We start from the raw sequence: 14347 nt of genomic DNA, 5'->3' as shown, positions 1-14347 counted from the left end.
TCAGAGGCGGCAGGCGTGGATGGCCGTGGTCAGGATGGCCCGCGCGCCGAGTTCGTACAGGTCGTCCATGATGCGCTGGGCGCCCTTGGCGGGGACCATCGCGCGGACGGCGACCCAGCCCTCGTTGTGGAGGGGCGAGATCGTGGGCGACTCGAGACCCGGGGTGAGGGCGACGGCCTGCTCCAGGTGCTCGGCGCGGCAGTCGTAGTCCATCATCACGTACGTCCTGGCGACCAGGACGCCCTGGAGGCGGCGCAGGAACTGCTGGACCTTGGGCTCTTCCGCAGCGGCGCCGGAGCGGCGGATCACGACGGCCTCGGACTTCATGATGGGCTCGCCGAAGACCTCGAGGCCCGCGTTGCGCAGGGAGGTGCCGGTCTCGACGACGTCCGCGATGACCTGGGCGACGCCCAGCTCGATGGCCGTCTCGACGGCGCCGTCGAGGTGGACGACGGACGCGTCGACGCCGGACTCGGCGAGGTGCTTGCCGACGATGCCCTCGTAGGAGGTGGCGATCGTCTTGCCCGCGAGGTCTTCGAGGCCGGAGACGGTGCCCGGCTTGGCCGCGAAGCGGAACGTGGAGCGGGCGAAGCCGAGCGGCAGGATGACCTCGGCGTTGACGCCGGAGTCGATCAGCAGGTCCTCGCCGGTGATGCCGATGTCGAGCTTGCCCGACGACACGTAGATCGCGATGTCCTTGGGCCGCAGGTAGAAGAACTCCACCTCGTTGACCGGGTCGACGAGGACGAGCTCCTTGGACTCCTTGCGCTGCTGGTATCCGGCCTCATGGAGCATCGCCGACGCAGGTCCGGACAGTGAACCCTTGTTGGGGACGGCGATGCGCAGCATGAGGTCGGATTCCTTTGCGTTCAGGAGGGGTGTGACGTGCGAGTGGGAACCGGGCGCCGGCTCTAGAGGTGGGCGTAGACGTCGTCGAGGGAGATTCCCCGGGCGACCATCATCACCTGGACGTGGTACAGCAGCTGCGAGATCTCCTCGGCAGCGGCCTCCTTGCCCTCGTGCTCGGCGGCCATCCAGACTTCGGCGGCCTCCTCGACGACCTTCTTGCCGATGGCATGGAGGCCCTTGTCCACCAGTTCGGCGGTGCGGGACGTCGCGGGGTCGCCGTTCTTGGCCTTGAGCTGAAGCTCGGCGAAGAGCTCTTCGAAGGTTTTGTTCGCCATGATGGTCCTAAGACTACGGGGTTACGCCCGGCCACTCAGCGCCAGGGTTCGCTGACCGAGCGCAGTGTGGCCGCCGTGGCGACAGCCGCCGTGACGGCCTCGTGGCCCTTGTCCTCGTTCGAGCCCTCGATTCCGGCGCGGTCGAGGGCTTGCTCCTCGGTGTCACAGGTCAGCACGCCGAAGCCGACGGGGACGCCGGTGTCGATGGTGACCTGGGTGAGCCCCATGGTGACGCCCTGGCACACGTACTCGAAGTGCGGGGTGCCGCCTCGGATGACGACGCCGAGAGCGACGATCGCGTCGTAGCCGCGGCCCGCGAGGACCTTGGCGACGACGGGGAGCTCGAAGCTGCCCGGCACCCGAAGGAGGGTCGGCTCGTCGATGCCGAGCTCGTGCAGGGCGCGCAGGGCGCCGTCCACGAGACCGTCCATCACCTTCTCGTGCCACTGCGCCGCGATGACGGCGACGCGCAGGTCACCGCAGTTGCGTACGGACAGTTCGGGTGCGCCCTTGCCACTCACGTTGCTCCTCAGTGCTTGTGTGGTGCTGTGTTCGGTGTGCGGTGTGTCGTCTGAAAGGGGTACGGGCTACTGGTTCGCGCAGGTCGTGGACGCGGGGGCGTCCAGCCAGGGCAGGTCGTGGCCCATCCGGTCCCGCTTGGTGCGCAGGTAACGGAGGTTGTGCTCGCCCGCCTGGACCGGCATGGACTCGCGGGCGACGACCTTGAGGCCGTGCCGCAGGAGCGCGTCGGTCTTGTCGGGGTTGTTGGTCAGCAGGCGCAGGCCGCGCACGCCGAGGTCCTCAAGGATCTGGGCGCCCGCCGCGTAGTCCCGCGAGTCGGCCGGAAGGCCCAGTTCCAGGTTGGCGTCCAGCGTGTCGCGGCCGCGCTCCTGGAGCTCGTAGGCGCGCAGCTTGGAGAGCAGGCCGATGCCGCGCCCCTCGTGGCCGCGCAGGTAGACGACGATGCCGCGCCCTTCCTCGGTGATGCGCCGCATCGACTCCTCCAGCTGGGGGCCGCAGTCGCAGCGCAGCGAGTGGAAGACGTCGCCGGTGAGGCATTCGGAGTGGACCCGCACGAGGACGTCGTCGCCGTCGCCGATCTCGCCGTGGACGAGGGCGACATGCTCGACGCCGTCGACCGTGGAGCGGTAGCCGTACGCGGTGAAGTCGCCGAAGGCGGTGGGCAGATTGACCTCGGCCTCGCGGCGGACCGTCGGCTCGGAGGAGCGGCGATAGGCGATCAGGTCCTCGATGGAAATGATCGTCAGGCCGTGCTTGCGGGCGAACGGGATGAGCTCGGGCAGGCGCAGCATCGTGCCGTCCTCGCCCGCGATCTCGACGATCGCACCGGCGGGTCGCAGGCCCGCGAGCCGGGCGAGGTCGACGGCGGCCTCGGTGTGGCCGTTCCTGACCAGGACGCCGCCGGTCTTGGCGCGCAGCGGGAAGATATGGCCCGGCCGCACGAAGTCGCCGGCCTCGGCGGTACCGCCGGCCAGGAGCTGGAGCGTGGTGGCACGGTCGGCGGCGGAGATGCCGGTGGTCACGCCGTGCGCGGGGCCCGCGTCCACGGAGACCGTGAAGGCGGTGCGCATCGACTCGGTGTTGTTCTCGACCATTTGCGGCAGCTGGAGGCGTTCCAGCTCGTCGTTCTCCATGGGAGCGCAGATCAGGCCGCGGCATTCGCTCATCATGAAGGCGACGATCTCGGGGGTGGCCTTCTCGGCCGCGATGACGAGGTCGCCCTCGTTCTCACGGTCCTCGTCGTCGACGACCACGACGGGCCGGCCGTTCGCGATGTCGCGGATCGCCTGCTCGACGGGGTCGAGCGACAGGTCCGAGGTGTCCTCGTCGTGCGAGGTGCTGTACCAGACGGGTGCCGTGGTCATGCCGGTGCTCCTTCCAGGGCGGGCTGCGAGGCCGAGCGGGACCGCAGCCACCAGTCGCGCATGCCCCACAGGACGAGCGCGCCGTAGATCACGTAGACGAAACCGGAGAAGGCGAATCCGTTGGCGAAGTTCAGCGGTACGCCCACCAGGTCGACGAGCAGCCAGGCGAACCAGAACTCGACCATGCCGCGCGCCTGGGCGTACATGGCGACGATCGTGCCGACGAAGATGTACGCGTCCGGCCAGGGGTCCCACGAAAGCGTGGGGAAAGCGGTGAACAGGCCGCCGACCGCCAGGGTGCCGAGTGCCGCGGCGCCCAGCAGATAGCCGCGCTCGCGCCAGGTGGCGAACCGGACGGCGAGGGAGCCGTCCTGGGCCTGCCCCTTGCCGCGGTTCCACTGCCACCAGCCCCACACGGCGACGACGATGACCACGAGCTGCTTGCCCGCACTGCCCGAGAGGTGGGCGGTCGCGAAGGCCGTGAGGAGGATGAGGCCGGAGACGAGCTGCGCGGGCCAGGTCCAGATCGAGCGGCGCCAGCCGAGCGCGAGGGCGACCAGACCGACGGTGTTGCCGATCATGTCGGACCACATGATGTGCTGGCCGAAGAGCGTGAACGCCTCGGAGTTCAGCCAGTTCAGGCTCACTTGGTGGCCTCCTGGGCACGGTCGCCGAGCAGCCGCTCGACGTACTTGGCGATGACGTCGACCTCGAGGTTGACCGGGTCGCCGGCCTGCTTCAGGCCGAGCGTGGTCAGGGCGAGGGTGGTGGGGATCAGACTGATGGTGAAGTAGTCGGGGCCCGCGTCGACGACCGTGAGGCTCACTCCGTCGACGGTGATGGAGCCCTTCTCGACGACGTAGCGCGCGAGGTGCGCCGGGAGCGAGACCTTGACGATCTCCCAGTTCTCCGACGGCTTGCGCTCGACGATGCTGCCCGTGCCGTCGACGTGTCCCTGCACGATGTGTCCACCCAGGCGCGCGCCAACGGCGGTGGGGCGCTCCAGGTTGACCCGGGAGCCGACCGCGAGGGCGCCGAGGCTGGACCGGTCGAGGGTCTCCGCCATGACGTCGGCGGTGAACTCGTCGCCCTCGTGCTCCACGACCGTCAGACAGACGCCGTTGACGGCGATGGAGTCGCCGTGGCGGGCCCCTTCGGTGACGACGGGGCCGCGCAGCCTGAAGCGGGAGGCGTCGCCGAGTTCCTCGACGGCAGTGATCTCGCCCAGCTCTTCGACGATTCCGGTGAACACTTCAGTGCTCCTTCGCTGCAGGGGCCGCGGGGCCGACAAGGGTGGCGGTGAGGCGCAACGCCTCAGGGCCGGCGGGGATTCCTGAAGGAGCGAAGGACGCGTGCGGGCGCACGGCTGCTCGCCGGGCGCGCACTGCGGAAGTGGTGGCCACCGGGTCCTCCTGCCTCTTCGGGCACGGACTCCGGGGCACTGTCGCGATAGGGCGACAGAACGTACGGGCGAGGACACCGAGGCCGACGCCGAATGAGACCTGTCCGTGGGGACAAGTCGAAACAGACGGCGGCGCGCACGAATGCCCGCCCGCCGCGCACTGCCTCCCATCCGGACTTTAACCGTCGGTCCAGGAATTTCACCTGGTCAACCGGCCGCTGGAAGCGACCGGGTCGCGGACTGTAACCGCCGGTTCGGACTTTCACCGACCCCGGAGTGCGCTGCTTCTGGTACAGGGCCAGTGTGCCACGTCCACGCGTGGACCAAACGGGTGATCGACTGTGGGCTGGCTCACAGGCCGTGTGCGTGGACTCGCGCAGCGTTCCGGACGGTCACCTCTGCCAGGGTAAGAAAGAGCGTGACGATCGCAACCGCCGACGAGTTCGAGTCCCACCGTCCGCGCATTGTTCAGGGTCGCGTATCGGATGCCCGGTTCGGCCGAGGGGGCCGAGGGGGCCGAGGGGGCCGAGGACACGGTGCAGGACGCGTAGACGGCGCGGCGGGCCGGTGGCGGACATGGGTGGTCCCGCGGTGCGGACGGCGCCGGATCCGGCCCGCTCCTACCTGCGGGCGAGCGGTCGGCGCCGGCGGTTCCTCGAGGTCCGCCTGGCCGGGAAGGCGTGCAAGGGCATGCGGGACGGCGGGCATCTGACGCCCGAACGGGCGGCGGGCCAGGGCACGTTCGAGGAGTTCCTCGCGCGGCGGTTCCCCGGCAGCTGACCCGGACCGTGCGCGGGGTTCAGCGGTCCGTCGGCGCGAAGAGGTCGTCCTGCGCCCCGTCCCGCGCCATCAGCAGCGCTCCTCGCAGCACCGCGGCGCCGCCGAGGGCGCCGGCCCGCACCTCCGTGGGCAGGGGGGACATGGCGGCGAGGCGGGTGGCGACCAGGGTCGCGAGGCGGTCGCCTCCCGCGCGGCCGACCTCGCCGCCCAGGACGAGGCAGCCGGGGTCGAGGACGGCGACGACGGAGGCGGCCCCGAGGACGAGCCGGTCGGCGAGTGCGCCGAGGAAGCAGGCGGCGGGCGTCCCGGGCTCCGCCCGTACCGCTTCGCGGACGAGCGCCGCGGCGGCCGGCTCCCCCGGTGCGGTCGTCGGGCCCACCAGGCCGTGGGCGCGGGCGAGTTCGGCGATGGCGGCGGATCCGGCCAGCGAGTGGAAGCCTCCGTCGCACCCGGTCGCGGACGGGAGTCCGGCCGTGCCCGGCACGGGCAGGAAACCGATCTCGCCGGTGCCGCCGGAGGCCCCGCGTCGCAGGACGCCGTCGAGGACAATCGCGGCGCCGATGCCGTGCCCCAGCCAGAGCAGCGCGAACGTGTCGCGGTCGCGGGCGGCGCCGTCGCGCTGTTCGGCGAGAGCGGCGAGGTTGGTCTCGTTCTCCACCAGGACGCGGGCCGGCAGGCGTTCGTGGAGGGCGGCGACAAGGCGGCGGTGCCACTCGGGCAGGCCCGACGAGTCGCGGAGTTCACCGGTGACGGGGTCGATGAGGCCGGGGGCGCCGATTCCCACGGTGTGCAGGGGCTCGGCGCCCGCCTCCTTCGCGGTGCGCTCGACCAGGGCGACGGCCCGTTCGACGGCGGGGCCGGTGCCCTCCTCGTCGTCGATGGGCGCGGACGCCTCGGCGAGGACGGTGCCCACGAGGTCGGCGACGGTGAGGGTGACGCCCTCGGTGCGGACGTCGAGCGCGGCGAGATGCGCGAGCCCGGAGACGATCCCGTGGAGTTTGGCGTTGGGGCCGCGGCGCCGGGCGCCGGCTTCGCCGACGACCTCGATCAGACCCTGGGCCGTGAGCCGCTCGACGAGGTCGGCGACGGAGGGCCGGGACAGGCCGGTGAGCTCCTTCAACTGCCCGGCCGTCAGGGGCCCTTCGCTCTGGAGGAGGCGCAGCGCGAGCCGGTCGTTGATGGCCCTGGCGGTACTCGGTGATGCGGGCATGGCGCGGATCCTTCCAGATCGCCTTCGCTGCCGGGACCGGGGCCGCACCGGGAGACCGGTGGGAAACCGACTATTTATCAGGCAGGGTTCCTGATAGTTTACGCCAGCAGCCTGGGAACGGTATCGGGAGGGGCACGCAGGATGAGCGAAGTCGGTTACGGGGCAAGGGAGTTGAAGCGAGCACGCTATGCGGTCGCGACCGTCTTCTGCGTCCATGGAGCGGTCACCGGGTCCTTCGCGACCCGGGTGCCCTGGATCCAGGACCACGCGGGGGTCAGCGCGGGCCAGCTCGGTATCGCGCTCGCCTTCCCCGCGCTCGGCGCCTCGGTGGCGATGCCGCTCGCGGGCTGGGTGAGCCACCGGTTCGGCGCGCGCACGGCGCTGCGTGGCCTGCTCGCCCTGTGGACGCTCGCGCTGATCCTGCCCTCACTCGCGCCGAATCTGGTGGTGCTGTGCGTGGCGCTGTTCGCGTACGGCGCGTCGGCGGGCATGTCGGACGTGGCGATGAACGCGCTGGGTGTCGAGGTCGAGAACCGCCTCGACCGGTCGATCATGTCGAGCCTGCACGGCATGTGGAGCGTGGGCGCCCTCATCGGTTCGGCGGCCGGCACGCTGGCCGCGCACCTCGGCTCCGACGCGCGTCTGCACCATCTGCTCGCCGCGGCGACCCTGACGGTCGTGGGCTTCATCGCCTGTGGCGGCGTGCTCGATCTGCGCCCCGCGGAGGACGAGGAGCCGCCGCCGCGCTTCGCGCTGCCACCCAGGTCGGCGCTGCTGATCGGCGCGGTCGGCTTCTGCGCCGTCTTCGCCGAGGGGGCGAGCCTGGACTGGTCGGCGGTCTATCTGCGGGACGTCCTCGACACCTCCGCCGGGCTCGCGGCCGCGTGCACCACCGCGTTCACGCTCACGATGGCCGTGGCGCGGCTCGCCGGCGACAGGATCGTGGACCGGTTCGGCGCGGTGCGCACCGTGCGGGTCGGCGGGGTCGGCGCCGCGCTCGGCGGGCTGCTCGTGGTGGTCGCGCCGAACCCGGCGGTCGCGATGGCCGGTTTCGGCCTGATGGGCCTCGGGATCGCTGTGGTCGTGCCGCTCGCCTTCGCGGCGGCGGGGCGCAGCGGACCGAATCCGAGCCAGGCCATCGCGGGCGTCGCCACCATCACGTACACCTCGGGCCTCATCGCGCCCTCCGCGATCGGGACGGTCGCCGACGCGACGAGCCTGGTGGTGTCGTTCGGCCTGGTGACGTTCCTGGCGTGCGGGCTCGCGGTGTTCGCGGGGGTGCTGCGCACCGGGGACCGCACGCGGACGCAGCAGGCCGAGGTCAGTCCTGCGTCCGCAGGAGCTCACGGCCAAGGGTCCTGAACATCTCGCTCCAAGGGGCGGGGCGCAGGGTGGCCGGGTCGAGGCGGACGAGCACGCGGGTGCCGTGGGCGTAGGTCGTCCCACCGTCCGCCGAACAGAAGCGGAAGCCGTACGTCAGGCCGGTGGTGCCGAGTCGGTCGAGCCAGAGGTGCACGGCGTACGCGCCGGGGCGGTCGACCGGCGCGTCGTACGTGATGCGCAGTTCCTTGACCGCGTTGCAGAAGTCGCCGGCCGCCACCCAGTCGCCCTCGAAGACGAGGCCGCGCTCCGCCCACAGCGCGGTCCAGGCGCGCTCGACCAGCACCGGGTAGCGGGCGTTGTGGAGCAGGCCGAGCGCGTCGAGGTCGTCGAAGTGGACGGTGACGGGGACGAGCTGTCCGTGGGACTGGGCAGGGCGGGCGAGGGCTTCGGCGGTCACGGGTGGGGCTCCTGATGCGGTACGTACAAGAGCCCCATCGTACGACCTTTGACTAAGCAAACGCTCAGCAGGCCAGGTCGGGGCGTGACGCGCCCCGTTCAGCCCGCGATCGAGTCGAGCTGTTCGGCCGCCGGGCGCAGTGCCCACAGATCCCCGCCGGGCGGCGTCTCCAGACGCGGGACCGCCCGCTTCGCAGCGGCGCTCCCGGCATCGGCGGCAGCGTGCACGATGTCACTCGCCGCGAACCGGTGGAACTCCAGCTCGGGGTGCGGCCACGCCGCCGACCCGGTGGCCGCGGGGAGCAGATAGTCGACGGCCTTGAACAGGCTCTGCCCGTCCGGGCCCCGGTACGACCACAGGTCCACGCCCACATGCCGCCCGATCGCGGCGAGCCGGGTGTAGGCGACCAGGTCGAAGGTCGAGTAGTGCCAGCTGCGGGTCCTGTCGAGCTCCTGCGGCTGGCTGCCGTCGCCCGCGATCTGCGGGGCGATGCGCTTGGTCCGGGCGTCGAGGACGGTGCGCCGGGCGAGGGCGGTGTCGCCGGTGGCGTAGGCGAGGGCCGCAACCTGGAGGTCGTAGAACGTGCCGTGATTGTTCTCGGCGGCGCCCTCCTGCGCGCCGAAGTCGCTGTTCACGAGCCAGCCGAGGAAGTCCTTGTTCCACTCCCCCATCGCCGAGCGGTCGCCCTTCGACCAGCCGGGGGCTCCCGTGCCGAGGAGGGCGACGGCGTCGGTGACGCTCGTGTACGACTGCGAGAAGTCGATGATGCCGATGGCCCGGCCGTCGTACTTGCAGGGGATGAACTGGGCGTGGTCCAGGTTCGGGTTCATGCGCGTGTCCGGGTCGAGGAACCAGGTGCGCAGGACCGTGGCGGCCTTCTCCGCGTACTCCTTGCGGCCCGTGTAGTACCAGGCGAGGGCGAGGTCGTACGTCGAGTCGAAGACCTTCTCCACGTCCTGGCGGTCGGTCCCGGTGTCGACCTCGGGGTTGCGCTGTCCGTCGCGCTGGACGTACGGGCAGCCCCAGGGGTTGTCGGCGGTGGGCGTCTGCGAGGGCCACCAGTAGGGGGCCTGGCTCAGGTAGTCGTGGACGTCGCCGCCGGGCGCGGGCTTCGGTTTGTCGACCACGGTCCAGGGGCCCTGGTCCAGCCAGGTGTCGGCGCGGGCCGTCAAGTCCCTTACGGTGCGCTGGAGTTGCGGGTCGCCGTGGTCGAGGCGCTGCTTGGTCCGCAGCAGGCGCTCGCCGTCGAGGACGGCGGTGCGCGGGGCGCTCACGCCGACTGTCGCGGACTGGGCCGACACGGGGACGGCGGCGACGGCGGCGAGGGCCGCCGCCACGGTGAGCAGGGCACCGAGACGCACACGGGATCTGGCACGCATCACAACTCCCATCACATATCTGAATGACGTTCATGGATCGAGCCGTGCGAGCGTAGGGCGCCGAGGTGGGCGTGACAATGCCTCCGGCAGGGATTCATGGATGGGATCGGGACCGTCGACCGTGGCGCGAATAGGGCCTTACGGCGCACTAACATGGCGGCGATCATTTCGAGCCACAAAAGCACCACAGAAAGCAGAACTCATATGGACCTCGGTGTGCGCTGGAAAATTCACGGCGACGGGCGCACCCCGGCTCCAGGCGCCGTCGTGCGCCCGGACGAGCGGCTCTCCTGGCCGCGCACGCTCGGGCTCGGCGCCCAGCACGTCGTCGCGATGTTCGGCGCGTCCTTCGTGGCGCCCGTCCTGATGGGTCTCGACCCGAACCTCGCGATCATGATGTCCGGCGTCTCCACCGTGATCTTCCTGCTCGCCACCCGCGGCCGCGTGCCCAGCTATCTGGGCTGCTCGCTCTCCTTCGTCGGCGTCGCCGCGGTGATCCGGGCGCAGGGCGGGACCAGCGCCACGGTGACCGGAGCGGTGTTCGTGGTCGGCGCCGCGCTGTTCCTGGTGGGGCTGGCGGTGCAGAAGTTCGGCGCGCGGATCATCCACGCCGCGATGCCGCCGATCGTCACCGGCGCGGTCGTCATGCTGATCGGCTTCAACCTCGCGCCGGTGACGGCGTCGACGTACTGGCCGCAGGACCAGTGGACCGCGCTCCTCGTGATGCTGTTCACCGGTTTGGCCGTGGTGTGCCTGCGCGGTTTCTGGTCCCGCATCGCGATCTTCCTCGGGCTGCTCTTCGGCTACGGCATCTCCTGGGTGTTCGACCGGATCTTCGGCCGGATCCACTCCGTCTCCGGTGGCGCCGAGGCCGTCGACCACTGGCGCCTGGACCTGTCCGGCGTCGGCAAGGCCGACTGGATCGGCCTGCCCTCCTTCCACGCCCCGTCGTTCCAGTGGTCGGCGATCCTCGTCGCGCTGCCCGTCGTGATCGCGCTGATCGCCGAGAACGCCGGACACGTGAAGGCCGTCGGCGAGATGACCGGAGACGACCTCGACGACAAGCTCGGCACCGCGATCTCCGCCGACGGCGTCGGCTCCATGCTCTCCACCGCGGTCGGCGGCCCGCCCAACACGACGTACTCCGAGAACATCGGCGTGATGGCCGCGACCCGCGTCTACTCGACGGCCGCGTACTGGGCCGCCGCCGGCTTCGCCCTGCTCTTCGGCCTGTGCCCCAAGTTCGGCGCGATCGTGGCCGCCATCCCGGGCGGCGTGCTCGGCGGCATCACCGTCATCCTCTACGGCATGATCGGCCTGCTCGGCGCGCAGATCTGGATCAACGCCAAGGTCGACCTGCGCAACCCGCTGAACCTCGTCCCGGCCGCCGCGGGCATCATCATCGGCATCGGCAACGTGTCCCTGAAGTTCACCGACAACTTCTCGCTGAGCGGCATCGCGCTGGGTACCATCGTCGTCATCACCGGCTACCACGCGCTGCGCGCCATGGCCCCCGCGCACCTCAAGACGCAGGAGCCGCTCCTCGACTCGGGGACCTCGACGTACGACGACCCGTCCTCGGACGACGGCGGTCAGTCCGCCAAGTCGTAGGCGTAGTCGGGGGCGAACGATCCCGGCTCGCCCTTGCAGCCGTCCGACTCCCCCGGCAGCTTCACCCACAAGTAGGCGTCGATCCCGCGCTCCCCGGTGCGCAGGGTCGGCGCCTGCCCCAGTTTGCGGCCCGAGGGGTCGCACCACGCGCCGTTCGCCGGGGCGCCGTTGCCGTTGCGGCTGGTGTCGATCACGGCGCCCAGGGACGGCGGGCCGCCCATCGCCGCCAGGACCCGGCGGGCGTAGGCCACTTCGGCGGAGGTGCGGTTGAAGTTGGAGACGTTCGTGAAGACGCCGTCGGACGAGGCCGGCGACGCGGCGCCCGCAGCTCGCAGCCGGGCCGCCTGGGTACCGGCGGGGTTCCAGTCGGAGTGCCCGGCGTCGTAGTACACCCTGGCCCTGGGGTTCGCCGACTTGAAGGCGCGGCCCGCGCGGGCCAGCGCCGCGTACCGGTCGGCGAGCTGCCTGCCGGAGAGGCACTCGGTCTGGGAGAGCGCGTCAGGTTCGAGGATCAGGACGACCTCGCCGGAACCGAGGCCCGCCGCGAACTTCTGCGCCCAGCTGTCGTACGCGGCGATGTCCGGCGCCCCGCCCTCCGACGCGCCCCCGCAGTCGCGCTCAGGTATCGCGTACGGCACGAGCACCGGCACCCGGCCCTCGCGCGCCGCCGTGGACGTCACCGCGCGTACCCGGGACGTGATGGTGTCGGGCGTGAAGTCGGCGAACCAGACCGCGGCGGGCCGGTCGGCGATCCGGGACTCGATGAGGGGGCGCCGCGGGTCCGAGCGGTTGGCCCTGACCCAGTCGAGCACCTGGGAGTCGGTGTGCCGGTACAGGCGCGTGGAGGCGGGCTCCACGGGCCGCCCGGTGGACGCCCTCGGAGTGGGCTGCGGCTTCTTCTTCGCCGTCTTCGCATTCGACGGGGAGGGCGACGGGCCGGGTGAGGCCGAGGCGGATGTCGCGGTCGGGACGGCGGGCAGCGGAAACAGGTCGGGCGACCGCGTCACGCGGGGCCGCGCCACATCGCCGCCCTCGGACCCGTCGAGCGCCGACACCATCCCGGCGACCGTGCCGACCGCTGCGACCAGTGACGCGGCCGCCGCCAAGGCCCCCCGGCGGGCGGCGACCCTGCGTTCGGCGCGACGCTCGGCCAGTCGCTGCGCACGTAAGCCTGACACGCTGTTCTCCCCTTCCCCCCACTCACGGCGCCCGGCCCGTTCCCCCGTTCTGGGGAAGCCCCCGGCCAGGCGGCACCCGCGCCAGCCTAGGCTTGAGAACCTGCCCCCATGGCGCAGTTGGAACGGTTCGCGAAGTGCACGCCCGCCGCGCGCGGGGTCGACTCCGTGGTGGCCCGGATGCGTGAGCTGGCCGCGTCCTGGCCCGCCTGCGACGGTGTGGCCGTCTTCAACCGGGTCTATCTGTCCGTCACGGAAGAGGTCGACCGGCACATCGACGGCGGCCGGTTCGCCGACGCCGAAGCCGCGACCACGCTGGACGTTCGCTTCGCCGGGCGCTATCTGGCGGCCGTCGAATCCCGCTCCCCCGACCACCGTCCGCCCGCCTGCTGGCGTCCGCTGCTCCAGTACCGCCGTCATCCAGGCGTACGCCCGCTGCAGTTCGCCCTCTCGGGCATCAATGCGCACATCGGCCACGATCTTGCGCTCGCCGTCGTGGACACCTGCCGTACGCTCGGCTGCGAACCGGCCGACGTGGAGGATGAGTTCGACCGCGTGGGCGATCTCCTCGTCTCGCTGGAGGAGCGCATCCGCGAAGATCTGATGCCGGGCCCCGATCTGCTCCAGATCGCCGACCCGCTGACCCATCTGCTCGGCTCCTGGACCCTGGAGCGCGCCAGGGACGGCGCCTGGGCGGCGGCCCGCGCCCTGTGGGTGCTGCGTGAATTCCCGGACGTCACCGAGGAGTTCATCCGGCGCCTCGACACCTCTGTCGGGCTGGTCGGCCGCATGATGCTCACACCTCTGCCGGACTGATCCGGCCACGCGCCCGCCTTCGCCGCGGAACTCCCGTGTGATCGCTGTACGTTGACGAGGAGTTACGCGAGCGATCCCTGATGCGAACGCGAAGGAGCACCGGCATGGCGACCCGACTCGGCCTCAGCCTCCCCCAGATGAAGCAGTACGACATCGGGCGCGACATCCCGGCGGTGGCCCGCGCCGCCGAGGAGATCGGTTACGAGAGCCTGTGGGTCTTCGAGCGGATCCTGTTCCCCGAGCCCGCCCGCCAGGGCCTGTACGGGGTCCCCGGCCTCCCCTGGCCGGACCAGTACCGCTCGGTCGCCGACCCGCTGGTCTCCCTCACCCTGGCCGCCGCCGTCACCGGGCGGGCCCGGCTCGGCACGAGCGTCCTTGTCGCCCCGCTGCACGTACCGTTCCAACTGGCGCGCGCGCTGGCCTCGTTGGACGCGGCCAGCGGCGGCCGCGTCGTCGCGGGCATCGGCACGGGATGGTCCCACGACGAGTACGCGGCCGCCTCCGTGGCCCCGTTCGAGAAGCGCGGCCAGGTCCTGGACGAGCTGCTCGACGTGTTCGAGGCCGTGTGGGGCCCCGACCCCGTGAGTTACGAGGGCGAGCTGACGACCATCGCGCCGTCCGTGGTGGGGCCGAAGCCCGCCGGGCCGATCCCGGTGCTCCTGCCGGCGAACAGCCCGAAGGCCGCGCGCCGGCTCGTGGACCGCGCGGACGGCTGGATGCCGGGGGCCGCGGGCGCGGAGCAGCTCGCCGAGCAGTGGCGGAATCTGCAGGAACTGGCCGAGGAGCGCGGCCGCAAGGAGCCGATCCAGAGCGTGCTGCGGGTCAACCCGATCTACACGCGGGACGAGTACAAGGGCGACGACCGCCGCCCGTTCCAGGGCAGCGTCGCGCAGATCGTCGAGGATCTGGTCGCGCACAACGCGGTGGGCCTCGAGGAGATCCTGATCGACCTCCAGGGTCTCGTCCGCGACGCGGACGAGCTGACGGATGTCGCGGCCGAGGTGTTCACGGCCGCGCGCGAGGCCGGAGTCTGAGCCGTGCGGGGCCCGGCGGGGGGCGGGGGCCGGCCGCCGGGCCGTGGTAGGGGGGCGCGACCCGCGCGCGGAGGGGGTTGACCTGACCGG

The 14347-nt window shown here is 71.5% G+C and carries 15 protein-coding genes and 1 riboswitch; of the genes, 5 read left to right on the top strand and 10 right to left on the bottom strand.

Annotation, left to right across the window (positions count from 1 at the left end):
• The 6 genes from hisG to ACWFR4_RS34580 form a co-directional block, all read right to left on the bottom strand.
• Positions 1-849, bottom strand: coding sequence for an ATP phosphoribosyltransferase (gene hisG, locus ACWFR4_RS34605; RefSeq protein ID WP_453466473.1), 849 nt, complete (start codon positions 847-849; stop codon positions 1-3).
• 62 nt (positions 850-911) lie between these two features.
• Positions 912-1184, bottom strand: a complete 273-nt coding sequence (locus tag ACWFR4_RS34600; protein ID WP_453655977.1) for a phosphoribosyl-ATP diphosphatase — start codon at positions 1182-1184, stop codon at positions 912-914.
• Between the two features lie 35 nt (positions 1185-1219).
• Positions 1220-1705 carry a 6,7-dimethyl-8-ribityllumazine synthase gene (ribH, locus tag ACWFR4_RS34595; protein WP_100597452.1) on the bottom strand — a complete coding sequence of 162 codons (486 nt, stop codon included), beginning with the start codon at positions 1703-1705 and terminating at the stop codon, positions 1220-1222.
• A gap of 66 nt (positions 1706-1771) precedes the next feature.
• The gene (locus ACWFR4_RS34590) at positions 1772-3070 is read right to left on the bottom strand and encodes a bifunctional 3,4-dihydroxy-2-butanone-4-phosphate synthase/GTP cyclohydrolase II (protein WP_453466475.1); all 1299 of its coding nucleotides are present in this window, start codon (positions 3068-3070) and stop codon (positions 1772-1774) included.
• The gene (locus ACWFR4_RS34585; RefSeq protein WP_326716168.1) at positions 3067-3711 is read right to left on the bottom strand and encodes a nicotinamide mononucleotide transporter family protein; all 645 of its coding nucleotides are present in this window, start codon (positions 3709-3711) and stop codon (positions 3067-3069) included. The genes ACWFR4_RS34590 and ACWFR4_RS34585 overlap by 4 nt, the downstream gene beginning before the upstream one ends.
• A 2-nt stretch (positions 3712-3713) precedes the next feature.
• Positions 3714-4322 (bottom strand): riboflavin synthase, encoded by a 609-nt coding sequence (locus tag ACWFR4_RS34580; protein ID WP_100597450.1) that lies wholly within the window; start codon positions 4320-4322, stop codon positions 3714-3716.
• Positions 4323-4625: 303 nt separating this feature from the next.
• Positions 4626-4756: riboswitch (FMN riboswitch) on the bottom strand.
• 292 nt (positions 4757-5048) lie between these two features.
• Here ACWFR4_RS34580 and ACWFR4_RS34575 point away from each other — a divergent pair.
• Complete coding sequence (locus ACWFR4_RS34575) at positions 5049-5252, top strand: hypothetical protein (RefSeq protein WP_453466477.1); 204 nt, start codon at positions 5049-5051, stop codon at positions 5250-5252.
• A gap of 19 nt (positions 5253-5271) precedes the next feature.
• Here the strand turns inward: ACWFR4_RS34575 and ACWFR4_RS34570 are convergent, their stop codons facing one another.
• Complete coding sequence (locus ACWFR4_RS34570) at positions 5272-6462, bottom strand: ROK family transcriptional regulator (RefSeq protein ID WP_453655976.1); 1191 nt, start codon at positions 6460-6462, stop codon at positions 5272-5274.
• 141 nt (positions 6463-6603) lie between these two features.
• Here ACWFR4_RS34570 and ACWFR4_RS34565 point away from each other — a divergent pair, with 141 nt between their 5' ends.
• Entirely contained in the window at positions 6604-7824 is a 1221-nt protein-coding gene (locus ACWFR4_RS34565; protein ID WP_453466481.1) for an MFS transporter, read from the top strand.
• Here the strand turns inward: ACWFR4_RS34565 and ACWFR4_RS34560 are convergent.
• Together ACWFR4_RS34560 and ACWFR4_RS34555 are read right to left on the bottom strand one after the other, a co-directional pair.
• A complete protein-coding gene (locus tag ACWFR4_RS34560) occupies positions 7784-8242 on the bottom strand; it encodes an acyl-CoA thioesterase (RefSeq protein ID WP_453466483.1) in 459 nt (152 codons plus the stop codon). The two genes, ACWFR4_RS34565 and ACWFR4_RS34560, sit on opposite strands and share 41 nt — an antisense overlap.
• A 98-nt stretch (positions 8243-8340) precedes the next feature.
• On the bottom strand, positions 8341-9621 hold the full coding sequence (locus tag ACWFR4_RS34555; protein WP_453655975.1) for an alginate lyase family protein: 1281 nt from the start codon (positions 9619-9621) through the stop codon (positions 8341-8343).
• Positions 9622-9825: 204 nt separating this feature from the next.
• On the opposite strand from ACWFR4_RS34555, the gene ACWFR4_RS34550 reads away from it, so the two are divergent.
• Entirely contained in the window at positions 9826-11232 is a 1407-nt protein-coding gene (locus ACWFR4_RS34550) for a uracil-xanthine permease family protein (RefSeq protein WP_453466487.1), read from the top strand.
• Here ACWFR4_RS34550 and ACWFR4_RS34545 read toward each other — a convergent pair.
• Complete coding sequence (locus tag ACWFR4_RS34545) at positions 11214-12338, bottom strand: glycoside hydrolase family 6 protein (RefSeq protein ID WP_453655998.1); 1125 nt, start codon at positions 12336-12338, stop codon at positions 11214-11216. The genes ACWFR4_RS34550 and ACWFR4_RS34545 overlap by 19 nt on opposite strands.
• A gap of 180 nt (positions 12339-12518) precedes the next feature.
• Between ACWFR4_RS34545 and ACWFR4_RS34540 the strand changes: the two genes are divergently transcribed.
• On the top strand, positions 12519-13223 hold the full coding sequence (locus ACWFR4_RS34540) for a DUF5995 family protein (RefSeq protein WP_453466489.1): 705 nt from the start codon (positions 12519-12521) through the stop codon (positions 13221-13223).
• A gap of 104 nt (positions 13224-13327) precedes the next feature.
• The gene (locus ACWFR4_RS34535) at positions 13328-14257 is read left to right on the top strand and encodes an LLM class F420-dependent oxidoreductase (protein ID WP_453466491.1); all 930 of its coding nucleotides are present in this window, start codon (positions 13328-13330) and stop codon (positions 14255-14257) included.
• Positions 14258-14347 lie beyond the last annotated feature (90 nt).

The sequence above is a fragment of the Streptomyces sp. NPDC055140 genome, from assembly GCF_053607285.1.
The sequence above is the reverse complement of the archived record's forward strand: the minus strand, read 5'-3'. Positions and strand labels throughout refer to the sequence as shown.